The sequence below is a fragment of the Halobacteriovorax sp. BALOs_7 genome (assembly GCF_003612895.1).
GTDB lineage: Bacteria > Bdellovibrionota > Bacteriovoracia > Bacteriovoracales > Bacteriovoracaceae > Halobacteriovorax_A > Halobacteriovorax_A vibrionivorans.
In genome coordinates this window covers 248,838-271,573 of sequence record NZ_CP027772.1, presented here as the reverse complement: position 1 = coordinate 271,573, position 22,736 = coordinate 248,838, and the positions used below count along the sequence as shown (strand labels likewise).

Genomic DNA, 22,736 nt, shown 5'->3' with positions numbered 1-22,736 from the left:
CATGCACCGCAAAGACCTTGTCCCAGAATATTTAAAAAACTTACAAGTTTACCAAGCAGGTAAACCTATTGATGAAGTTGTAAGAGAGAAAGGACTAACAAGAGTTTCAAAACTTGCCTCAAACGAAAATCCACTTGGGCCATCTCCATTTGCTATTCGTGAAATGACAAGAGGACTCTGGGATCTTCATCGCTATCCAGATATGCATGCATATGCTTTAAAATCCAAACTGGCAGATATATACGATTTAAAACTTGAAAATATTATTTTAGGTAATGGCTCTGAAGGTATTATGGCCTATATTGCTCGAGCTTTCCTAAGACCGGATGATGAAGTCTTAACATGTGATAATACTTTCATTGGTTTTTATATTCTTGCACGAAGTGTGGGAGCAAAACTTAATAAAGTTCCACTCACTGAAGACTATCGCTTTGACGTAAAGGCATTAGCTAAAAATATTACCGATAAAACGAAAGTCATCTATATTGCAAATCCCAATAATCCAACTGGAACTTATATTACAAAAGAAGAATTTGATTATCTAATGGAGTACGTACCTCCACATGTTCTCGTAATACTTGATGAAGCCTACTTTGAATTTGCTCAAGATCAAGAAGATTACCCAGACTCAATGAATTACCGATATGATAACGTTCTTACTTTAAGAACTTTTTCTAAAGCCTATGGCCTATCAGGAATTCGCGTCGGATACGGTTTTGGCCATGCAGAGTTAATAGGCTATCTTTCTAGAGTTAAGCTTCCATTTGAACCTAATTTAATTGGACAACTTGGAGCAGTTGGCGCACTTGAGGATCAACCACACCTAGATCGTACACTTAGAAATAATAGAAAAAGATATGATGAACTAATGAGCTTTTTAGAAGAGAGGGACTTCTCTCCTATTAAGTCCATAACAAATTTTGTCACAATTAAAACAGGCAGTAGTGAAGCAAGTGACTTTATGTTTGAGGAACTCCTTAATGAAGGTGTTATTATAAGAAAACTTGTGGCCAATGAAATGCCAGAATTCGTACGCATCAGTATTGGAACGAAGGATGAGATGAAGCACTTCTTTGAAGCTTTTGACAGAATACTACCTGCATATAACAAAAGATTTAGAAAGGATCTCGTATGAAAATTTGTCAGTACATAACTCATGGATCAAATCGACCAGAAGCAAGACTTGGAATTCTCACTGATGACGGTCTTGTCATTGACCCTAACAACGTTTGGGCATGTGATTATGAAAGAGAAGGTTATTTTAATTTTTGGCAAAGGGCCAATCATGTTTGCCCTCCTTCTCTATTAGAGATTCTTCAAACAAAAGATGATCCAATTGACTTCTTAGGGGAATGTTATGGCCTCTATCTATTCTTAGAAAAAGTAGGTGATCTTACTCTTAAAGATGGTACACCAATTGCTTTTAAAACTGATGATGTTAATTTGAGAACTCCTATTGATAAAATTCCAAATTATCGCGACTTCTATGCACATGAAAAACATGTTGCTGCTGGATTCAAAAAAAGAAAAGAGCCAATTCCAGAAGCTTGGTATGAGATCCCTGCTTACTACAAAGGACCAACTCATGGTTTTATTGGCCATCAACAAGAAGTTCTTTGGCCAAGTTATACAGAAATTCTCGATTATGAATTAGAACTAGGAATGGTAATCGCAAAAGATGGAATTAATATTCGTGAAGACGATGCAAAGGATTATATCTTTGGCTTCACTATCCTAAATGATATATCAGCTCGCGATATTCAAAAGAAAGAAATGGCCGTCCGTCTTGGGCCGGCCAAAGGCAAAGACTTCTGTTCAGTTATTGGACCAGTTATTACAACATTTGATGAATTTGATTTTAAAGAACCAAATCTTAAAATGACTGCAACGGTTAATGGTGAGAAATGGTCAGAAGGATTCTCTGGAGACTCTCATTACAGTTGGGCACAAATGATTGCTCACGTCTCTCAAGACGAATGGGTACTATCTGGTGATCTTTTTGGCTCAGGTACAGTTGGTACAGGATGTGGACTTGAGATCGATAAATGGCTAAAGCCTGGGGATGAAATCACACTTGAAGTAGAAGGTATTGGAAAGTTAACCAATAAAATAGGATCTAAAAGAGGTACTAGATAATGGCAACTGATAATAAAATGGAAAGTTTTAAAGCAAGTGGTGTCTACACTAAACAGGCACACGTTGATATCCCCGAGGGGTTATATGAAGAAGAACATGGACGCAATGGCTTCTTTGGGCGAGTCAGCCAACTTTATCACACACAACCACCAGTTAACTGGACAGATATTTCGGGAGACTTAAAACCTAAGAATCTTCCTTCACTTTTTTCACATCCAGATCTTAAAGATGACTTTCAAACGATCTTAGCTAATACAGATTGTGAACTAAGTCTTGGAACACTGACAAAGTCTCTGGACTTCTTTTTAAGAAATGCAGACTTTGATGAACTTTACTTTGTTCACGAAGGTAGTGGAACTTTTGAAACAATTTATGGACACATACCTTTTGTTAAGGGTGATTACATCGTTATTCCTCGCGGTACAACTTATATAATAAAGATTACTGAAGAGGCTAAATTCTTCCAAGTTGAGTCTCGCTCAGAATTTGAAGAGCCTTCACGTGGACTTCTTGGGCCAAATGCACTTTATGATCAGACGGCGAAGTTTACGCCTGAAGCTGCACTAGGTTCTGATCAAGATTGGTCAGAATATAAGGTAAGAGTTAAAAGGCTTGGTGAAATTACAACCATCACTTATCCATTTAATCCTCTTACGGCAAAAGGATGGAAAGGATCAGTCTATCCATGGAAGATTTCAATCTATGACATCTGCCCTATCATGAGTCATCGCTATCATGTTCCACCATCAGGTCACACAACTTTTGTAGCAAAGAACTTTGTGGTTTGTTCATTTGTAGAAAGACCACTTGAGGATAAGAAACATAAGGTTCTTAAAGTTCCTTTCTATCACTCTAATATCGATTTTGATGAAGTCCTTTTCTATCATCAGGGAGACTTCTTCTCTCGTGATAATATCGATGCAGGAGCTCTTACATTTCACCCTCAAGGCGTTCATCACGGGCCACACCCAAAAGCCTTTAAAGCAGGTGAAGATAAATTATACACTGACGAGTATGCTGTCATGGTTGATACTCGCTACCCTCTAAAACCAACTAAGTGGTTTGAAGAGAATGAAAATAAAGACTACTGGAAAAGCTGGATGTAATTATGGCAACTTTTGATACAACAAAACAAGAATTTAAAGATAACTATAAACTACTAATTGGATCAGTCGTTCCAAGGCCAATTGCTGTGGTTTCAACTGTAAATGAAGATGGAACAAGTAATATTGCACCATTCTCGTTCTTCACAGTTGTTAGTGCAAACCCAATGATTATTGGCTTTACTCCAATGATTCGCTCAAGCGATGGAGAGCAAAAAGACACATTAAAAAATATTCTTCGCCAAAAAGAGTTTGTCGTAAACTTTGTTACAAAACATAATTATGAAAAGGTAAATCTTTGCTCAACTGAGCTTGCTCATGGTGAATCAGAATTTGATTTTGCAAAATTAACAGAACTTGATTCAGAAGTTGTCACTCCAAAAAGAATGAAGGAATCGCCAATACATTTTGAATGTAAGTTTAGAGACTCTCTAAGTTATGGTGATGTTCCGGGAACAGGAACATTTGTTACAGGTGAAGTTGTGAGAGTTCACGTTGAAGATGAACTTCTTGATGAAGGGCGAATTGATCAAGATAAGTATGCTCCAATTGGACGTGGTGCCGGAAATGACTGGATTGTCTGTGATCACAGAGTTCAAATTGAGCGCTTAATGAAAGCACAAATTCAAAAATAAACAATAAATTCAAGCCCTTAGGGGCTTGAATACTTTCTTTACACCCCTAGTAATTTTTCCAATTTCAGCCACTTACCTCCCATTATTAGCTATTCTCTTTATAGAAACACACAATTAGAAAGAGGATAAATATGAAGAACTTACTTATTTTAACAATGCTCCTATCAACATCTGCTCAAGCAGACCTATTTGATAATTTAACAGCAAACTTAAACTTATCACCTTCTCAATCACAAAACTTAAGAAATGGACTATCTTCAATTCTTAATGGAGGTGGAAGTTCACAAGTAAAGATTAAAGAAAACCTAAGCTTTAATAAATGTTTTCAAATGCTTGAAGCCGCAAAGAATAAACAAATTAATAACGATAAAGCACTTGTAAATATTGGTTATTCAACGAGAGCATTTTATTCTGATGTAATTGAAGGTGATTTTCGCCAATTCCATATAGAAGATACTCGTCAATTTGGTATTCAATTAATGCGTGGGCTCTCTGATACGAGAAGCATCCATATCAATTCATACTCTTCGGTAGAAACTGCTCCACAAAATGATCGTGATTGTTCAAATTATATGGATATTGAAAAAGTATCAAAAGTTAAGATTGATGGAAAAGTATGTCGAAAAGTAGATCTTGTCTTAAATGCTATCGATCCAAATACTCAAAAGAAGTATAAACAGCAAGCATCTAATATTTTCTGCGAAGGTGAAAATAATATTAAGGCCGATTTCACTGGAAAAGACTTTGATGTAATTTATGAAATGAATGAAATTATTGATTAAAAGATAGCCGCTGAAATCAGCGGCTTTTTTATTTTTAAAATGTATAACCTAAGCTTAATCCGTAAGTAAAATCATCAGAGTTATTCTCTTTATATGAAGAATTCAAGAAAGAGTAACCTGACTCTATTTGAACGTAGGCACTATCAAAATCAAGCCTCAATCCTGGTAAAACAAGAATAACCTCAGGTGACTGTTCTCCATCATACTCAACGGTAGCGCCATCTTTTAAAACACCGTCAACTTTATATTCCATAAAAACAGTATTTAAATAAAATAACAACTCTGAATTAACACGATAACCGATATTTAAAGAAGCTCCTAATGACTTCGCCTTAAGGTCTGTTGTGTATGATTTCGAATCTGTATTTAGTGTTCCATCCTCATGATAGCCAAAGCCAAACTCTCCTTGGAGAGATACTTTAAGACCACTTGTTGAACGATCTCCTCCTACAAATTGGTATTTAACCTTTAATAGATCAGATGTATCAGAGTAGGTTTGAAGTCCAATATCAAGACGAGGCATCAGTCCAACATTCCCTTTAAAAGTTAATAAGGGTTCTGGCCCTGTTACTGATTCCTGTGCCGTCGTTCCACTAATAACAAAGTCATAAGCTTCAGCAAGATCCACGTCGTATCCACTTGCAGCACCTATTGCAACATCAAACTTACCAAGCCCACCAGTTGTTTCCGGACTATCGAGACGAGAAGTTGGGATATTGTAATCGAGTTGAGCACAGCTCATTAATGATAATAAAATAAAGGTAAAAATAATCGATCTCATAAACTCTCCAAAAAAACATATTTAATAATTATATTAGAGATTTGAGATTTTAAAAGAAGGAATAAAAAAGCCCGCTTTGAGCGGGCCTTTTTAATTATTTGATTTTTAGTTCTTCATGAAGTTTTGCAAAAGTTTTTTCTTCACGGATTGCATACATAAGGTTTGCTTTCATGCGCTCATCTCTTGTGTAGAATTCTTTTACTTGATCAGCTGTAAGTCCTGAAAGACCTGCGCTTTCTTCAATTTTTGCATCAAAGTCAGCTTCAGTTGATTCAATTTCAAATTTAGTTGCAAGATTCTCAAGAATAAGACCTGACTTAACTTGGAAAAGAGCTTTCTCATCAAGATCACCGGCCCATTTCTCAAAGTATTCACCTAGCATATCTTCTGTGAAACCTTGTTGCTTTAGGTTATTAGCAAGATCGTTCTTTAAGTGTTCTTTTTGTTGAGCAACCATTGTTGAAGGAACGTCAAAAGAGTTCTCTTCAATTAGTTTTTCAAGGATTTCTTGATTTAACTTTTCAGCAGCTTGTCTTTCGTTTTGCTTAGTTAGGTTTTCTCTTGTTTTAACTTGGAAATCTTCTACAGATTCAAAACCAAGCTCTTTTGCAACTTCGTCAGTAAACTCTGGAAGTTTTCTTTCTTTAATTTCTAGAAGTTCAACATGGAACTTAACTTTTGCATCTTTAAGTTCTTCTACGTGATACTCAGTTGGGAAAGTAAGTTCAATTGTCTTCTTCTCACCTGCTTTCATACCGATCATTTGATCTTCGAAACCTGGAATAAATTGACCAGAGCCAATCTCTAGAAGGTATTCTTCACCTTTCATATTTTCTGGTTTTTCACCGTCAGCTTTTTCACCTTCAAAGTTCATTACAGCAAAAAGTCCGTTCTCAAGAGCAGTACCTTCTGCAGCTTCAACCATTTCAGCTTTAGGAGCTAAGTAGTTTGTACGTACTTTTTCAATATCTGCATCTGTTACTTCTACTTTATCTTTTGTGAAAGAAAGTTTTGAGTAATCTTTAAGTTCAACAGTTGGGAATACTTCAACGACAGCATCAAAAGAAACTGATTTTCCATCTTTGTAATCCATGTTTTCGAAGTTAGGGTAACCAACTACTTTTAGATCTTCTTTATTGATTGCTTCAAAAAGTTCTTTTTGTACGAAACGATTTAGAGCATCACCTTCAACTTGTGGACGATATAGCTTTTCAACCATAGCGATTGGCGCTTTACCTTTTCTGAAACCTTTAATTGAAACAGACTTTTGCTTCTCTTTAAGAGCTACAGTAATTTGCTCTGAAAGGTCTAGGTTATCAAATGTAAAAGATAATTTCTTAGTACAGTCATTAACTTGTTCTACTTTATAAGTCATGAATAAATCCTCACTACGCTATGCGACATTATTATAATTAAGAATAGCCGAAATTAGCCAGAATAGGCCAAAAAGTCAATGAATATCAGGGTTTTAGGTGTATAAGATTGGTTAATACTGAACATCAAAGAGGTAAAGACCTTGTGGTGGTGCTGTTGGAGCGATCTTATTCTCACTCGGATTGTTAAATTGATTAAGAATATCTCTCTCTTCAATCTTTCCTTCAGCATATGACCAAACTGCTGACACAACTAGTCGAACCATTTGCTTAAGAAATCCACTACCAGAAACCTCAAAGATGTAAACATCTTCACTTAACCCTGGTCCATAATTTATATTTTCTTTAAAGATGTGGCACTTAGTTATCTCTCTGATAGTCGTCTTAACAGGAGTTCCTTTAGTGGAAAATCCCTCAAAGTCATGACTGCCAATAAAGATCTTACATGCCTCATTCATCTTAGTTAGATTAATATCCTTCCCAATAAAAGAGACCGTATCTTTTAAAAATGGATTGGAGATTTTATTTAAACTAAAGATATAACGATAGGTTTTTGATTTTGCATCATACACAGGCTGAAAGTCATCATGGGCCATCTCAACATGGCTTGCTCTAATACTTTCAGGCAATAAGCTATTTAATGCATTTTTTAAATTATCTTCTTCAATCTTCAGAGGCATTTTTACACGGGTAACTTGTTTAACAGCATGCACTCCTGCATCTGTTCGTCCACATCCTACAACCTGAATATCTTGAGATTTAGAAATTTTTTGAACGACTTTTTCAATTTCACCCTGAATGCTTTTTTGATCTATTTGCTTTTGCCAACCGAAGAAGCCGCTACCATTATATGAAAAAGTAATCTTATAAGTATTCAAAGTTAAAACCTATCCCGAAAGAGGTTCCAGTTACTTTAAAATCTTCTCTTTTAAATCCAGATAATTCCATTGTTCTGGCCACTAAACTAATGCTCATATCAGATACATCACTAAACTTTTTCAAGCTTAGGCCAAACTCAGGGAATATATTATAAATAGAAAAATCAAGAGATGCAGATCCATTAAAGCCATATCCAACTTGTCTTATATCTTTTCCGTCTTCACCATCTTCTCTGTCATCTCGATTTTGCCATATTGGAGCGATAGTTGGTCCACCTTGCAGAGTTAAAGAAAAATAGCGACTCGGATTAATCTTTAAACCAAGATTTAAATCGATAGGAAAAATCCATAAGTTAAATGTCGTTTGAGATAAGGCCCCTGTATTAAAGCTCCCTTTTCCCGAATTAAAAGAGACACCAACATTTCCTTGAAAGAATGTTGAAATATAATTTCTTTGAAAATAGTGCTTATAACTTGCAAATAAATAACCGGCTTGGACTGAGTCAGCTTCTGCTGAGCTATTATTAAAGGTATTTTCGAATGTTCCTGAATTATCATAATAATCAAACGTATCATATATATAAGAGAAGCCAATCTGCGACTTTGTTGCTTGATAGCTATCTTTTAGAATTTCTTCAGTCGTAAATTCTGCGTATTCATTCTTATGAGATTTAAAAAGAATTGAGTCCTCTTCAGAAGCACTTTCGAGCCACTTCTTATCCTTGGCAGACATTTGAGCACCCTTAAGCTCCTCTTCTGTATACTGTTGAGGAACAGAACCAAAAATATTAGGTACAGAAGTATTATCAGATGGTTCACTAGAGTCTGAGTTTTCATAAGGAGAATCTTTAGGATCCAACTCTCCTGAAACGGTATGGCCAGATATTTCAGCAAAACCATTAAATGAAAATAATAATCCTATTAATAAAATATAGAGATTAAGATTCGTTTTCTTCATCATTGTCTTCCCAGTCAAATATTTCAACTTTTGTGTCTTTACTGAATATATTATACACCATACATCCAAGCACATAAGCAGAAATGAGCACGAAAATCATCAGTTTCTCGTAAATAAAGACCATAACAAGGATTAGAAGTATTAAAGCTAGAACCTTTCTTCGATTCTTTCTAACATAATCAGAATTCTTAAAAGAATTAAACGGAATATTTGAGATCATTAGTAAGGCATAGAAAACAACATAGGCGGCTGCATAGTAATTTCTATACATTCCAAAGTCGAATTCTAATGTCACCATAATAAAACCAATTATAGCAATGGCCGCTCCAGGAATTGGTAACCCCTGAAAGTAATTAGAAGGAACTTTATTAATATTAGCATTAAATCTTGCAAGCCTAAGTGCTCCACATAGGAGATAGAGGAAAGAAATAATCATTCCCGCACGACCAAGATCCTGAAAATATTTAAAATAAATCATAAAGGCCGGTGCCATACCAAAAGAGATGACATCACTAATTGAGTCAAACTGCTCACCAAATTCTGATTGAGTCCCTGTTAATCTAGCGATACGTCCATCAACACTATCAAAAATTGCACCCAGGATGAGAATCATACAAGCACCATAATAAAGGCCCTTTGTTGCCATAATGATAGCTGCAAAACCACAACCCATATTTAATGCTGTGAATGTATTTGGTAGAAAAAATGTTAATCGATGTGGTTGTGCATCATATTTATTCATGTGATTCCTCATTGTAGCGTCCAATAATTGTTTCACCACCACGAACTTTTTCATGAAGCTTAACCAGAGATTGAACGTTGTCTAACTCCATTTTAACGGTGGCACCAAAAGGATAAAATCCAAAATCAACTTGTCTTCTTCCTAAATCACCTGGAAGAACAACGAGTTCTGGATTTCTTTTAAATATAGAATTGATAAAGAAAAGACGAATCTTTCTATTGTCTCTATCTTCTATCGTTACTTTATTTCCGTGTTCTTTATTATTAAAAGAGACATTATTAAAGCGGCCTGAAATTGGTAAATAAATACCATATCCACTTAAGAGATTCATTTTTATAGAAATTTCTGTCTTCTGATCATCAGTCGTTTTTATCTCTGAGATCTTACCTGAAACGGGTGCGTAAATCGTTCCAGCAGTTGTAACCTGATCCTCTTTGAAGAAAATAAATTTTCGACGAAATAAAAACAGAAAAAGACTAACTAATAAAAGATAGATTAATAAAATATAAAAGCTAAACAAGAGCATTAGAAGAAATGCTATGACAATTATGAAATTAATAGTCGACTTAGATAGATAAAATATTTTCACTCTTATAAAGTACCAATATTATGCTGACATGTCATACTAAGACTTTTTAAATTCAACATGTAGGGGTCTAAAATAATAAGGTCTCTTCCTCATCTTTTCAGAAATAACCTTCTTAAATATGGACTGTGGCCGTGAGATTAGAATATCTCGAGTATCCTTAGCACATTGAGAGCTTAATTCATTTTCCCCATGAGTATATAAGAGGGACTTATCAACACCAGAGGCAAACGCTCCAAAGTCTTCTTCACTTAGAAGTTTTTCCTCGCCACTTGTACGAATATAGTACTCCCTTTTAAAGGCAGGAAAAACCCAATGCCCATCTGTGTCTCCGAGCATTTCGGGGATATCTGAACTATAGAATGAAAATACCGGTAATTTTTCTAATTCAACGATTTGTGCAAAACCTTCTCCAACTCTCATGCCAGTATAGGAACCGGGCCCCGCAATAATGACTAGTCCTTTTAGATTAGCTATTTCTATGTTGTGTTTTTCTAATAAAGAGTGAACTTTTGCATGCAGAATTTCTGATGTCTTCTTTGTTTCAACAACTTCACTTTCTATCCATGAGAAGTTCTCATCCAGAAGACCAAAGTGAAGTAAATGTGATGTATCAATAAATAAGTATGCCATTAGAAAAATCTAGTAAAGTCGTTAAACAGTGCTCCAATCATTAATAGAAGAAGTACCGAAAGACCAAATTGTTGAGCGATCTCAAGCTTTCTTCGTGAAAGTGGCCCACCATTTATAGCCTCTAAAATAAGAAAAACAATATGCCCACCATCCAAGACAGGGATAGGAAATAAATTAATAACTCCAAGATTAATTGAGATTAATGCCATTAACTGAAAGAAATACGATATTGATGTATTAAAAGAGTCAGAAGCAACCTTTCCAATTGATAAAGGGCCTCCAATGTTCTTTAAAGATACCTCTGCCGTAATTAACTTCTTGAAGCCTTCAAAAGTTTTAACAACTCCATCCCATGTACGATAGAAACTTCTTGGTATTGCAGAAAAGAAATTCATTGGCTCTGTTGTAACATATCTACCAGGAGCATAAATACCATAACTATAAACACCGATTAACTTAACTGTTTCATCACCTTGAGTTTTCACTTCTGGAGTGATCTGAAAATCTTTAAGCTTACCATTTCTAATTACTTTTAAGCTCGCTGCCCCATCAGTATCTTGAATTCGACCTCTAAGTCGATCAAAAGAGTAAACTCTTTCTCCTCCAACATTTATAATAATGTCACCGGCCAATAAACCGGCTTTGTCTGCAGGAGACTTCATTTGTACACTCTTAATGATTAAGTCCATTGGGTATAAGTCATTAGCGACAAGAGATTCTTTTAAGTCACCACTTACTTCGATCTCTCTTACAACTTTAGCGTTCTTATCAAATATTGGTTTATTAGTTTCACTATCAATACTTTTAACTGGAAATACGTAAACTTTCTGTGTGTTAATTGATAACTCTTCTAAGCTATATTTTGTACTAGGCTTATTGCTATTAGAAATTAAGAAAATATCGCCATTCTTTGATTTTACTATTGGAAGAAGTAAAAACGGAGGATAGTTAACTAGCTCTTGAAAGAACTGTTCAGGCTTCATATCAACTGAAACATCTTTTGATTCTCCTAAACGATTAACTGTAATCGAATGAATATGGCCATCACTCTCTAACACGATATCACTTGGAGAAGTAATACGATGCTCATTTACTTTATTAACAATATCTCCACTTCTGAAGCCTAGCTTATAAAATTTTGACTCTGTCGTAACATTCCCAATCTTTATCTCAGGAACTTTTTCTCCTGTTAAAAATAATGCAAAGAAAATAAAAAATGCCAAAATAAAGTTTGCTAATGGCCCACCAAAAACAATCCAAAATCTTTGCCACTTTTTCTTATGAATAAATGAATATTTTCTTTCTTCTTCAGGAACACCATCTTTATTAAATGGATCGTCCCCATACATTTTGACATATCCCCCCAGAGGGATTGCAGAAAACGCGTACTCTGTATCACCTTTTTTCCACTTAAATAATTTAGGGCCAAAGCCAATTGAAAAGACTTCAACTCTTACTCCAAAAAGTCTGGCAAATAAGAAGTGTCCCAGCTCGTGAAAAAATACAAGAGGTCCTAAAAATAAAATAAAAATGACGACTTTTTCTAACATGGTATTCCTTATAAAATTTTATCGCTTAATAATAAGGTGTAAAAAGGGATGACAAATAATAGGCTATCAATCCTATCGTAAACTCCACCATGCCCAGGTATTAAATTTGAGCTGTCCTTTACACCAATCTGTCTTTTAAATTTTGACTGAACTAAATCACCAACTTGACTTAAAATCCCCAAAATAAAAAAGATCAGTATATATTTTACCTCAAAATTACCAATTAAATAATACCAGGCCAAAGTTCCTAGGATACCTGAAGTTAAGGCTCCACCAATAAGCCCTTCTATTGTCTTATTAGGACTGACCGCTTTCCACAACTTTGTTCGGCCAAAGTTCTTACCAAAGAACCAGGCCCCAGTATCCATTCCAAAGTTAAAGATAAGTAGAATGATTATAAGGCCTTGCCAATTTTCTCGATGAAGAAGTGAATGTAAGTTCAAAAATGGAATCAAAAAGATAACCATCGACATTATAGAAATACTTTTTAGAAACTTAACAAATCTCATGGAGTCCATTGGTGAAATGAACAAATATCCCATAAGTAAAATGTTCACTAAACATCCCGCCAGAGGGATCAGCTGATTTCCAAAGATCTGTGGATTCAATGTTGCCCAAGACTGAACACCTATTAGAATAAAGAAATTTAAGATGGAAAAAAGGCTTCCAATTTTTAAAGAAAGGAAATTAACACTAAACTCAAAAAGACAGGCGGCACTCACAAGGATGAGTAAAACTTCAATCCCGATAACACCAATTGAATAGGCAATGGCCACAATTCCTATCATCACTATCGCAGATAGGATTCTTTTCTGAGTATTTGTCATTATTAAGTCCGTTTAATTAATTAATCTAAAATTATTTTTCACTTGAGTCTTTGTTGCTGCCAATGACTCTGTTTCTGTTACTTGGCCAAAGCGTCTTTCACGTTTTTCAACTTCCATGATAATTTTTTCAAATTCAGTACAAGTAAAATTTGGCCACATTGTTTCAGTGAAATACAACTCACCATAGGCAATTTGCCATAATAAGAAATTTGAAATTCTCTGATCGCCACCAGTTCTAATCATTAAGTCTACATCACCAAGTTCAGGCGCATGAAGAGCATTTGAAATACTCTCCTCAGTTACCTCAATATCTTCAGCAATTAATTTATTAACAGCACTAATAATTTCAGCTCTCCCACCATAGCCAAACGCAAATGTGAGCTTTAAGCCTGTATTATCTTTTGAATCTCGTTTTAGATCATCGATAATCTTTACTGTATCTTTTGGAAGCTTAGAGATATCACCAATGATATTGAATTTGATATTATTCTTTAAGACTTTATTTCGTTCTTTAATTAAGAACTTTTTTAGAAGTAGAAATAAGGTTCTAATCTCAGAAGGGGGACGTCCCCAGTTTTCTGTTGAAAATGCATAGAGGGTTAAAGCCTTAACCCCCATATCATCTGCTTTTTCAACGATATTACTTACAACAGAACTTCCACGAACATGACCCCAAACACGACGATGGGCGCGGTTCTGTGCCCAACGCCCATTTCCGTCCATTATAATTGCGACATGTTTAAGTTTATTAACTTGAAAGTCCATATTTCTATTAGAGAGTAAGTAGCTCTTTTTCTTTTCCTGCTACGATTTCATCAACTTGTTTTGTAAACTTATCTGTAACAGTTTGAATTTCAGCTTGAAACTTCTTTGAATCATCTTCAGAAATCTCTTTTGCTTTCTCTGCCTTTTTTACCGTTTCGTTTCCATCACGACGGGCATTTCTTATTTGAATCTTGCTATCTTCACCAATCTTTTTGATTTCTTTTACCTGCTCTTTTCTTCTTTCTTCTGTTAGAGCTGGGAATTGAATTCTAATTAGGTTTCCATCGTTTGATGGAGTTAGTCCTAAATTTGCATTGATGATTGATTTTTCAATTTCACTTATAAGTGTTTTATCAAATGGTTGAATTTGAAGTAATCGAGCCTCTGGAGTTGAGATTTGCCCAACCTGATTAACTGGAGTTGGAGCTCCATAATACTCAACCATAACACCATCAAGAACAGATGCTGATGCACGTCCAGTTCTTACTTTTGTCAGTTGATGCTTTAGAGAATCAATTGCTTTTGACATATCTGTTTCAAGGCCAGCTTTAATTTCATTAATCATTTTACACCTCTTATTTAATAACTTTTGTTCCTATTGCTTCACCTCTTACGGCCTTTGCAATATTTCCATTTTCAAACATATTAAATACCACAATTTCCATCTCATTATCCATACAAAGTGAGATAGCGGCAGAATCCATAACTTTGATTCCCTTATTTAATACATCGATATATTTTAATTGATCGAACTTAACTGCGTCATCATATTTCATAGGATCTTTATCATAAATTCCGTCAACTTTTGTTGCTTTAAAGATTACCTGTGCGTCAATTTCATTAGCTCTTAACGCTGCCGCTGTATCAGTTGTAAAATATGGATTACCTGTTCCAGCTGCAAAGATAACAACGCGTTTCTTTTCTAAATGCCTTTCAGCGCGACGTCTGATATATGGCTCACAAATCTCTTGCATATCAATAGCTGACATAACTCTTGTAAACACACCTTTTTGCTCTAACGAGTCTTGCATTGCAAGTGCATTTATAACAGTGGCCAGCATTCCCATATGGTCAGATGAAGTACGATCCATTCCTCTAGTTGCTCCAGCGACACCGCGGTGAATATTTCCTCCACCAACAACGATAGCTACTTCAACACCCATCTCTACAAGATCTTTAACTTCCTCTGAGATTTGATTTAGAACATCGTGTGTAACACCGTAACCAGCTTCCCCTGCTAAAGCTTCACCTGATAGCTTTAATAGAATTCTTTTATATTTCATAAGTCCCCAAAACCTTGCAAAAAAAAAGGGCTTATAAAAGCCCTTTTCTTATATTTAGTAATTATTTTTACTGTTGAGTCATCTTAGCAACTTCGTCTGCTAAGTTATCTTCTTTCTTCTCAATCCCTTCACCAAGGTTGATTTTATGGAAAGCTTTTACAGTAATGTTACCACCAACTTTACCTGCTACATCAGCAACAAGTTTCTTGATAGTGAAGTCTGGGTTCTTGATGAATACTTGCTCAACAAGACAAACTTCTTTAGCAAGTTTTCCTAGTTTACCTTTAACGATCTGATCGATCATGTTCTCAGGCTTCCCTTCTTCTTTAAGTTGTGCACGGTAAACTTCTTCTTCTCTCTTCTTGTATGACTCATCAATGTCATCAGAAGTTAAGAAAGTTGGAGCAGCAGCTGCAACGTGCATTGCGATATCTTTTGCAAGTTCCGCAACTTCTGGAGCATCGGCCTTATCAGTATCTAGATCAACTAGAACACCAATTTTTCCACCGTGGTTATATGAACCAAGAACACCTGTAGTTTCAACTGCAGAGAATCTTCTTAGATCAATCTTCTCACCACATTTCATAGTAAGTTCAGTTGTTTCAGCATTTTTAGCTTCTTTAAGTTCATCAACAGAACCAGGCTTGTTAGCAAGAGTCCATTCAGCAACTGATTTTGCGAAACCTTGGAAGTCGTCACCTTTTGCAACGAAGTCTGTTTCACAGTTAACTTCAAGGATTACACCTTTGTTACCATCAACTACAGATACTACAGTACCTTCAGCAGCAACACGGCTTGCTTTTTTAGCAGCTTTTGCTAGACCTTTAGTTCTTAGGAAATCAACTGCCGCTTCTAGGTCTCCGTTTGTTTCTGTAAGAGCTTTCTTACAGTCCATCATACCTGCACCAGTTTTTTCTCTTAATTCTTTAACAGCGCTTGCCGTAATAGCCATCTTATACCTCGCTAATTATGATTTAATTATTCTTCTTCACCAGCTAAATCAATATCGTTCTCGTACTTAGAAAGAATTTCTTCTTCTAGAGCTTTATCGGCAGCTTTAGTTCCTGCAGCAGCTTTAGTCTTTCCACCACTTGCAGAGATCGCACCAGCGAAGTACTCAGAGAATAGAGTAATTGATTTGATTGCATCATCGTTACCTGGAACAATGTAGTCAACACCTTCTGGGTTACAGTTAGTATCAACGATTGCAACAACAGGAATACCTAGCTTGTTAGCTTCTTTTACTGCAATTCTTTCGTTATTTGGATCAACGATAACAACTGCACCTGGAAGCTTTCTCATATCCTTGATACCACCAAGGTTTTTCTCAAGCTTTTCAACTTCTTTTCCAACTTTGATTCTTTCTTTCTTAGTTAGAAGCTCGAAGTCACCTGTTTCTTTCATCTTTTCAACTTTTCTTAGTTTATCGATTGAAAGATTAATTGTTTTGTAGTTTGTAAGCATCCCACCTAGCCATCTGTTAGTTACGTAGTAAGCTCCACAAGAAGCAGCAGCATTCTTTACTGTTTCAGATGCTTGTCTTTTTGTAGCTACGAAAAGAATTGGCTTACCTTCAGAAGCAGTCTTCTTTAGGAAATCGTGAGCTTTCTTTGCCATTGGAATTGTTTTAGCAAGATCTAAGATGTAGATACCGTTTCTTTCACCAAATACATATGGCTTCATTTTTGGGTTCCACTTGTGTGTTTGGTGACCGAAGTGAGCACCAGCTTTTAATAGATCATTGATGTTTAATTCTGACATTATTACTCCTAAGTTGGTTAATTACACTAACTCGAACCGAACGGACCAACCCTTCGAGCAGCTGTTTATTTCGCGATATTGCGATGGTGCATTTTTAACACGATGACTTCAGGGATTCAATATTTTTTTGTAATATTTTTAAGGATGTATAGGCCTTGAACTAGACTCGCACAAGGCCTTTCGAGATTATAATGATGCCGAATTACCATCGACGAGGACGCGACGCGGCTTAGCCCCTTGAGCAGGACCAACTACACCACGCTTTTCGAGTTCCTCAATAAGATTTGCTGCTCGGTTATAACCAATTCTCAATCTTCTTTGTAACATTGAGGCTGACGCTGAGCGTGACTCCATGACAATTTTTACCGCATCATCATAAAGTGCATCTCCAGAGTTCGATGAAGATGGAGTCGAGATATGAGAACCATATGTATAATCATCTGTTTCAACCTCTCCACCATTCTCAAGAAATTCCATTGCTTTTTCATCAAAGCCTGGCTCAAGTGCTTCTAACTTATTAGTTAGTGCTTCAATTTCATTTTCATCAACATATGAAGAGTGAACACGTTGTGTATTAATTCCGTGTTTATATAGCATATCCCCTTTACCAAGAAGTCTTTCTGCTCCTATTTTATCAAGAATAGTACTTGAGTCCGTACGAGATGAAACCCTAAAGGCAACACGAGTTGGGAAATTAGACTTGATAACACCAGTAATAACATCAACTGATGGTCTCTGAGTTGCTAATACTAAGTGGATACCGGCAGCACGAGCTTTTGCAGCAATACGTGCAATATTATTTTCAATTTCTTTCCCAGCTTTTGTAAGTACGAGGTCTGCAAACTCATCAACAATAATAACAATATAAGGAAGTTCGTAATTTTCAGCTGTCGTATCCTCATAGTGATGATGAATTTTTGCCAGCATCTCCGGTGTCGCACGCTTAAGCTTTTCGTTGAATCCAGAAATATTTCTAACACCAAAATCTGCAAGAATTGAATAACGTCGATCCATCTCTTGGCAGGCCCACAATAATGAAATTGATGCTGTTTTGGCATCTGTCACAACAGGCATCAATAAGTGAGGTAGTTTCTTATAAAGTGCCATTTCTAGTTGTTTAGGGTCAATAAGAATTAACTTCATTTTCTCAGGTGACTTCTTCACAAGAAGAGAAACGAGTAGAGAGTTAATAAATACTGACTTACCGGCCCCTGTTGCACCAGCAACTAACATGTGTGGACAAGTCGCTAAGTCGATAACAAATGAGTCTCCGAATGCATTCTTCCCCATTGCAATTGGAAGAGAGTATTTAGAGTCTTGAAACTCTTGAGAACTTAAAACCTCATCTAAATATATGATATCACGAGGATTTCTAGGGACTTCAATACCAACGGTATCCTTACCAGACATCGCTGGAACAACCCTAATTGGGGCACCATAAAGGGCCAGAGATAAATCATCTGCTAATCCCGTAATTTTTGAAACCTTAACACCTGCACCTGGTCGGTACTCAAAAGTATCAACAACAGGACCTTTTAGTACGTTTACAATTTCACCTTCAATTTTGAATTCTGTAAGCTTTGATTCTAGAAGTGTAATAATTTGTTCAAAGTAAGCTTTATCTGGCTCATTTGAAACCTTATCAACAGTACTTTCTTTTGCCGTATCAACAATATCAAAATATTGATTATCATTTTCACTATCAGCGATTCTATTTAAAGGTGCAGTAACATGGATCTTCTTAACCTGAGGCTCTCTTTGCGGTGATTTCTCTTCACTAGAAGCCTGTTGCTGCTGAAGATCGACTTGCTCAGCCTTTTGACTTTCATCTACTTTATCCTGCATATTAGTATTTGCAGTTAAAGTAGGCTTGATAATAGCATCTTCAATATCCTCATCTTTTGAATCATCTGATACATCATCGTCTTTTTTAGATTTTAAAATAGATGGAGTTTTAATTTTATTCAAAGAATCAAATAAGCCACTTTTTTCTTTTTTATCTTTTTTAGAGTCATCTTTAAGAATATTATCCATTCTCCTTTTTAGACTATTATCGTGCTCAATCTGAGCAATCGATTCTTTTTTAGCTAAGGGAGCAAGAAGGACCTGCTTAGCTTTCACTGTTTTGGCCGGTACAGATTTAGCAAAATAGAATGTTTTTACAATAGAATCCTTAAATCCAGTTCTGAAAGTCCCAAATAGAAAGGCAACAAAAGCTGCTGCTGTATAGATAGATAACCAAAGTGTTGTGAATCCATTTTTAAATGCGTATTGAAGGCCAAATCCTAAACTGTCTTGGAAAAATAAGAATGAAAGACTTCCAGAAACAAATACTAATGGAAAAAAGTTCAATACATCGACTAAATACTCTCGCTTATCATAAATGAAAGTATGACAAATAGAAAAAATGAAGAAAGGTATTAAAATCCATGGCCCACTAAAGTAAGAAGCTAACTTTACCAATGAAAAAAAATAATAACTTAATATATTGCCTGAGTTTTCTGAAGTAATTGTAAAGTAATTATCAGGTAGATCATTTCCGAAATAGAAAGATGTAAATGAAAATAACGTGAGAACAAATAGTATAAGTAGTTGAGTTTTAAGGATATTTTTCTTCATATTAATATTGTATATGAAATGTTGCTAAAGGCAAAAGAAAAGGCTTATAGATAGGATTTAAAAGATTTTTAACCCCTAAAACAAAAAAAGCCAGATCACTGAATGCGTGAGCATTCAGGACACCTTAAACAAAAAAAGCCAGATCATTGATCTGGCTTTTTATATAGAAGGTGCATCTTCCTAGTCTCACACCAAGTTACCCTGGCACTACCTTTGGCGCTAGCGGGCTTAACTGCTGAGTTCGGGATGGTATCAGGTGTTTCCCCGCCGCTATCGACACACCAAAAATTTAATTCTTGGTATATTTAATTCAATCTCTAGACTTTTTCAAGTCTTTTAAAGTTTTTACACTTAAAAAACAATATCAAATAGAAGTGAACTTAAAAGTAAAAGTTAAATAAAGCAAAAAGACTAATTAGTATCGCTCAGCTCAACACATTACTGCGCTTACACATGCGACCTATCAAGCTCGTAGTCTACAAGCTGTCTTATAGAAATCTTATCTTGTGATGGGCTTCCCACTTAGATGCTTTCAGCGGTTATCCCTTCCGAACTTAGCTACTCGGCAATGCAACTGGCGTCACAACCGATACACCATAGGTTCGTCCAACCCGGTCCTCTCGTACTAAGGTCAGATTCACTCAAATTTCTTGCGCCCACGGAGGATAGAGACCGAACTGTCTCACGACGTTCTGAACCCAGCTCGCGTACCGCTTTAATAGACGAACAGTCTAACCCTTGGGACCTGCTCCAGCCCCAGGATGCGATGAGCCGACATCGAGGTGCCAAACCTCCCCGTCGATGTGAACTCTTGGGGGAGATCAGCCTGTTATCCCCGGAGTACCTTTTATCCGTTGAGCGATGGCCCTTCCACTCGGAACCACCGGATCACTAACACCGTCTTTCGACCCTGCTCCACTTGTTTGTGTTGCAGTCAAGCTCCCTTATGCGTTTACACTCTACAGCCGGTTTCCATGCGGCCTGAGGGAACCTTTGTGCGCCTCCGTTACTCTTTAGGAGGCGACCGCCCCAGTCAAACTGCCCACCAGACATTGTCCCCCCACCGGATTACGATGGTAGGTTAGGATTTCAAATAGCAAAGGGTGGTATTTCAAGGATGCCTTCTTGTACGCCGGAACGCACATATCAACAGCTCCCACCTATCCTACGCATTACTATTCAAAAGCCAATGTCAAGCTACAGTAAAGGTTCACGGGGTCTTTTCGTCCTTCCGCGGGTAGCGCGTATCTTCACGCGCACTCCAATTTCGCTGGGCCTCTTGTTGAGACAGTGGGGAAGTCGTTACGCCATTCGTGCAGGTCGGAACTTACCCGACTAGGAATTTCGCTACCTTAGGACCGTTATAGTTACGGCCGCCGTTTACTCGGGCTTCGATTCAAAGCTTCTCCAAAAGGATAACCTCTCCTCTTAACCTTCGAGCACCGGGCAGGCGTCAGACCCTATACGTCCACTTGCGTGTTTGCAGAGTCCTGTGTTTTTGATAAACAGTCGCTACCCCCTTTTCACTGCGGCCCCCGTCAGCTACATCGGCAAGCGATGTCACCAGCAGGGGCGAGCCTTATCCCGAAGTTACGGCTCCAATTTGCAGAGTTCCTTAACAAGAGTTCTCCCAAGCGCCTGAGGATTCTCTCCTCATCTACCTGTGTCGGTTTACGGTACGGATTGATTACATTCTTCATACGAAGTTTTTCTGGGAAGCAGAGGATCACAAACTTCGGGCAAGCCCTCGTCATCACGCCTCAGCCTTCACGAGATGCGGATTTGCCTACATCTCAGCCTACACGCTTAAACCCACATCCAACAGTGGGATTTGCTACCTTTCTCCGTCACTCCTCATGTCAAACGAATATAACCAAGTACAGGAATATTAACCTGTTGTCCATCGATTACGCCTTTCGGCCTCACCTTAGGATCCGACTAACCCTGGGCGGAGTCACCTGGCCCAGGAACCCTTAGATTTTCGGCGGGAGTGATTCTCACACTCCTTATCGCTACTCATGCCATCATCAGCTCTTGTGGGATCTCCAGCGCTCCTCGCGGTACGCCTTCATCGATAAACACAATGCTCTTCTACCAATGAACAAAGTTCATTCCATAGCTTCGGTACGTATCTTTAGCCCCGTTACATTTTCGGCGCAGAACCACTAGTCCAGTGAGCTATTACGCTTTCTTTAAAGGGTGGCTGCTTCTAAGCCAACCTCCTGGATGTCACAGTAGTTCCACAACCTTTCCCACTTAGACACGATTTAGGGACCTTAGCTGATGGTCAGGGCTCTTACCCTTTCGACAACGGACCTTAGCATCCGTAGTCTCACTGCCTGATATTACTTAACGGTATTCTGAGTTTGATATGGTTTGGTAAGCTGGTAAGCCCCCTAGCCAATTCAGTGCTGTACCCCCGTCAGTATTCGTCAGACGCTGCACCTAAATGCATTTCGAAGAGAACCAGCTATCACGGAATTTGATTGGCCTTTCACCCCTATCCACAAGTCATCCCAACAGTTTTCAACCTATATGGGTTCGGTCCTCCACAAGGTGTTACCCTCGCTTCAACCTGCTCATGGATAGCTCATCCCGTTTCGGGTCTACGACCTGCAACTAAACGCCCTATTAAGACTCGGTTTCCCTACGGCTACACCTGCAACGGCTTAACCTTGCTACAAATCGTAACTCGATGGCTCATAATGCAAAAGGTACGTGGTCATGCCTTACAATAGCACTTCCACCGATTGTAAGTATATGGTTTCAAGTTCTATTTCACTCCCCTCATCGGGGTTCTTTTCATCTTTCCCTCACGGTACTTGTTCACTATCGGTCAGTAAGTAGTATTTAGCCTTGGAAGGTGGTCCTCCCAGATTCAGACAAAATTTCACGTGTTCCGTCCTACTCAGGATACTGCTAGCGCTTATCAACTTTCAGATACGAGGCTTTCACTCTCTTTGGCGGGACTTCCCAGACCCTTCTCCTAATCTCAAAGCTACATATTGCAGTCCTACAACCCCGCTAAGTAAACTTAACGGTTTGGGCTATTTCGCGTTCGCTCGCCGCTACTAGCGAAATCTCAATTGATTTCTCTTCCTCAGGGTACTTAGATGTTTCAGTTCCCCTGGTTAGCTCCAGAATGGCTACTTTACTCACCAAACGGTAACCTATGTCTCCATAAGCTGGGTTCCCCCATTCAGAAATTACCGGGTCAAAGCCTGCTTGAGGGCTCGCCGATACATATCGCACTCTAACACACGTCTTTCATCGCCTCTTACTGCCAAGATATCCACCATATACCCTTAGTAGCTTTATCTAACC

General features: G+C 37.4%; 20 protein-coding genes and 2 rRNA genes. 5 read left to right on the top strand and 17 right to left on the bottom strand.

What is annotated here, in order from left to right; all coding sequences use genetic code 11:
• Position 1: 1 nt before the first annotated feature.
• The 5 genes from hisC to BALOs_RS01315 all read left to right on the top strand — a co-directional run bounded on the left by hisC (position 2) and on the right by BALOs_RS01315 (position 4,656).
• Entirely contained in the window at positions 2-1,135 is a 1,134-nt protein-coding gene (gene hisC / locus BALOs_RS01335) for a histidinol-phosphate transaminase (protein ID WP_115362230.1), read from the top strand.
• Entirely contained in the window at positions 1,132-2,136 is a 1,005-nt protein-coding gene (locus tag BALOs_RS01330; protein ID WP_120404089.1) for a fumarylacetoacetate hydrolase family protein, read from the top strand. The genes hisC and BALOs_RS01330 overlap by 4 nt, the downstream gene beginning before the upstream one ends.
• Entirely contained in the window at positions 2,136-3,242 is a 1,107-nt protein-coding gene (locus BALOs_RS01325) for a homogentisate 1,2-dioxygenase (RefSeq protein WP_233500258.1), read from the top strand. Before BALOs_RS01330 ends, BALOs_RS01325 begins: the two co-directional genes overlap by 1 nt.
• Positions 3,243-3,244: 2 nt before the next feature.
• Positions 3,245-3,874 carry a flavin reductase family protein gene (locus BALOs_RS01320; RefSeq protein WP_120404088.1) on the top strand — a complete coding sequence of 210 codons (630 nt, stop codon included), beginning with the start codon at positions 3,245-3,247 and terminating at the stop codon, positions 3,872-3,874.
• Between the two features lie 131 nt (positions 3,875-4,005).
• Positions 4,006-4,656 (top strand): hypothetical protein, encoded by a 651-nt coding sequence (locus BALOs_RS01315; protein WP_120404087.1) that lies wholly within the window; start codon positions 4,006-4,008, stop codon positions 4,654-4,656.
• A gap of 34 nt (positions 4,657-4,690) precedes the next feature.
• Here BALOs_RS01315 and BALOs_RS01310 read toward each other — a convergent pair whose 3' ends face one another.
• The 17 genes from BALOs_RS01310 to BALOs_RS01230 all read right to left on the bottom strand — a co-directional run bounded on the left by BALOs_RS01310 (position 4,691) and on the right by BALOs_RS01230 (position 22,731).
• Positions 4,691-5,437, bottom strand: coding sequence for a hypothetical protein (locus BALOs_RS01310; protein ID WP_120404086.1), 747 nt, complete (start codon positions 5,435-5,437; stop codon positions 4,691-4,693).
• Positions 5,438-5,531: 94 nt separating this feature from the next.
• Positions 5,532-6,812: a trigger factor gene (gene tig / locus BALOs_RS01305; RefSeq protein ID WP_120404085.1), complete on the bottom strand. Its 1,281-nt coding sequence runs from the start codon at positions 6,810-6,812 to the stop codon at positions 5,532-5,534.
• A gap of 111 nt (positions 6,813-6,923) precedes the next feature.
• Positions 6,924-7,688 (bottom strand): tRNA pseudouridine(38-40) synthase TruA, encoded by a 765-nt coding sequence (gene truA, locus BALOs_RS01300; protein WP_120404084.1) that lies wholly within the window; start codon positions 7,686-7,688, stop codon positions 6,924-6,926.
• Positions 7,675-8,646, bottom strand: a complete 972-nt coding sequence (locus BALOs_RS01295) for a hypothetical protein (protein WP_120404083.1) — start codon at positions 8,644-8,646, stop codon at positions 7,675-7,677. The genes truA and BALOs_RS01295 overlap by 14 nt, the downstream gene beginning before the upstream one ends.
• Positions 8,627-9,388, bottom strand: coding sequence for a CDP-diacylglycerol--serine O-phosphatidyltransferase (gene pssA / locus BALOs_RS01290; RefSeq protein ID WP_158536883.1), 762 nt, complete (start codon positions 9,386-9,388; stop codon positions 8,627-8,629). The genes BALOs_RS01295 and pssA overlap by 20 nt, the downstream gene beginning before the upstream one ends.
• Positions 9,381-9,977: a hypothetical protein gene (locus tag BALOs_RS01285; protein ID WP_162929487.1), complete on the bottom strand. Its 597-nt coding sequence runs from the start codon at positions 9,975-9,977 to the stop codon at positions 9,381-9,383. Before BALOs_RS01285 ends, pssA begins: the two co-directional genes overlap by 8 nt.
• A gap of 36 nt (positions 9,978-10,013) precedes the next feature.
• Positions 10,014-10,607 (bottom strand): hypothetical protein, encoded by a 594-nt coding sequence (locus tag BALOs_RS01280; protein WP_120404081.1) that lies wholly within the window; start codon positions 10,605-10,607, stop codon positions 10,014-10,016.
• Entirely contained in the window at positions 10,607-12,157 is a 1,551-nt protein-coding gene (gene rseP, locus BALOs_RS01275; protein ID WP_120404080.1) for an RIP metalloprotease RseP, read from the bottom strand. Before rseP ends, BALOs_RS01280 begins: the two co-directional genes overlap by 1 nt.
• 8 nt (positions 12,158-12,165) lie before the next feature.
• Positions 12,166-12,984 carry a phosphatidate cytidylyltransferase gene (locus tag BALOs_RS01270; protein ID WP_115362254.1) on the bottom strand — a complete coding sequence of 273 codons (819 nt, stop codon included), beginning with the start codon at positions 12,982-12,984 and terminating at the stop codon, positions 12,166-12,168.
• 12 nt (positions 12,985-12,996) lie between these two features.
• Positions 12,997-13,749, bottom strand: a complete 753-nt coding sequence (gene uppS / locus BALOs_RS01265; protein WP_115362256.1) for a polyprenyl diphosphate synthase — start codon at positions 13,747-13,749, stop codon at positions 12,997-12,999.
• A 7-nt stretch (positions 13,750-13,756) separates the two neighbouring features.
• The gene (frr, locus tag BALOs_RS01260) at positions 13,757-14,314 is read right to left on the bottom strand and encodes a ribosome recycling factor (RefSeq protein ID WP_115362258.1); all 558 of its coding nucleotides are present in this window, start codon (positions 14,312-14,314) and stop codon (positions 13,757-13,759) included.
• Between the two features lie 10 nt (positions 14,315-14,324).
• A complete protein-coding gene (gene pyrH / locus BALOs_RS01255) occupies positions 14,325-15,032 on the bottom strand; it encodes a UMP kinase (RefSeq protein WP_115362260.1) in 708 nt (235 codons plus the stop codon).
• Positions 15,033-15,099: 67 nt separating this feature from the next.
• Positions 15,100-15,984, bottom strand: coding sequence for a translation elongation factor Ts (gene tsf, locus BALOs_RS01250; protein WP_115362262.1), 885 nt, complete (start codon positions 15,982-15,984; stop codon positions 15,100-15,102).
• 26 nt (positions 15,985-16,010) lie between these two features.
• Entirely contained in the window at positions 16,011-16,793 is a 783-nt protein-coding gene (gene rpsB / locus BALOs_RS01245) for a 30S ribosomal protein S2 (RefSeq protein ID WP_115362264.1), read from the bottom strand.
• A gap of 186 nt (positions 16,794-16,979) precedes the next feature.
• Positions 16,980-19,412 (bottom strand): DNA translocase FtsK, encoded by a 2,433-nt coding sequence (locus tag BALOs_RS01240; protein ID WP_115362266.1) that lies wholly within the window; start codon positions 19,410-19,412, stop codon positions 16,980-16,982.
• Positions 19,413-19,579: 167 nt separating this feature from the next.
• Positions 19,580-19,696 (bottom strand): 5S ribosomal RNA (gene rrf / locus BALOs_RS01235).
• Positions 19,697-19,806: 110 nt separating this feature from the next.
• A 23S ribosomal RNA gene (locus BALOs_RS01230) occupies positions 19,807-22,731 on the bottom strand.
• Between the last annotated feature and the right edge of the window lie 5 nt (positions 22,732-22,736).

Bases quoted from the DNA above. Each gene is read 5' to 3' on its own strand.
- BALOs_RS01315 (WP_120404087.1), top strand. From the start codon at position 4,006: ATGAAGAACTTACTTATTTTAACAATGCTCCTATCAACATCTGCTCAA.
- BALOs_RS01295 (WP_120404083.1), bottom strand. From the start codon at position 8,646: ATGAAGAAAACGAATCTTAATCTCTATATTTTATTAATAGGATTATTA.
- uppS (WP_115362256.1), bottom strand. From the start codon at position 13,749: ATGGACTTTCAAGTTAATAAACTTAAACATGTCGCAATTATAATGGAC.
- BALOs_RS01330 (WP_120404089.1), top strand. From the start codon at position 1,132: ATGAAAATTTGTCAGTACATAACTCATGGATCAAATCGACCAGAAGCA.
- BALOs_RS01325 (WP_233500258.1), top strand. From the start codon at position 2,136: ATGGCAACTGATAATAAAATGGAAAGTTTTAAAGCAAGTGGTGTCTAC.
- rpsB (WP_115362264.1), bottom strand. From the start codon at position 16,793: ATGTCAGAATTAAACATCAATGATCTATTAAAAGCTGGTGCTCACTTC.
- tsf (WP_115362262.1), bottom strand. From the start codon at position 15,984: ATGGCTATTACGGCAAGCGCTGTTAAAGAATTAAGAGAAAAAACTGGT.
- tig (WP_120404085.1), bottom strand. From the start codon at position 6,812: ATGACTTATAAAGTAGAACAAGTTAATGACTGTACTAAGAAATTATCT.
- BALOs_RS01280 (WP_120404081.1), bottom strand. From the start codon at position 10,607: ATGGCATACTTATTTATTGATACATCACATTTACTTCACTTTGGTCTT.
- hisC (WP_115362230.1), top strand. From the start codon at position 2: ATGCACCGCAAAGACCTTGTCCCAGAATATTTAAAAAACTTACAAGTT.
- pyrH (WP_115362260.1), bottom strand. From the start codon at position 15,032: ATGAAATATAAAAGAATTCTATTAAAGCTATCAGGTGAAGCTTTAGCA.
- pssA (WP_158536883.1), bottom strand. From the start codon at position 9,388: ATGAATAAATATGATGCACAACCACATCGATTAACATTTTTTCTACCA.
- rseP (WP_120404080.1), bottom strand. From the start codon at position 12,157: ATGTTAGAAAAAGTCGTCATTTTTATTTTATTTTTAGGACCTCTTGTA.
- BALOs_RS01270 (WP_115362254.1), bottom strand. From the start codon at position 12,984: ATGACAAATACTCAGAAAAGAATCCTATCTGCGATAGTGATGATAGGA.
- BALOs_RS01320 (WP_120404088.1), top strand. From the start codon at position 3,245: ATGGCAACTTTTGATACAACAAAACAAGAATTTAAAGATAACTATAAA.
- BALOs_RS01310 (WP_120404086.1), bottom strand. From the start codon at position 5,437: ATGAGATCGATTATTTTTACCTTTATTTTATTATCATTAATGAGCTGT.
- frr (WP_115362258.1), bottom strand. From the start codon at position 14,314: ATGATTAATGAAATTAAAGCTGGCCTTGAAACAGATATGTCAAAAGCA.
- BALOs_RS01240 (WP_115362266.1), bottom strand. From the start codon at position 19,412: ATGAAGAAAAATATCCTTAAAACTCAACTACTTATACTATTTGTTCTC.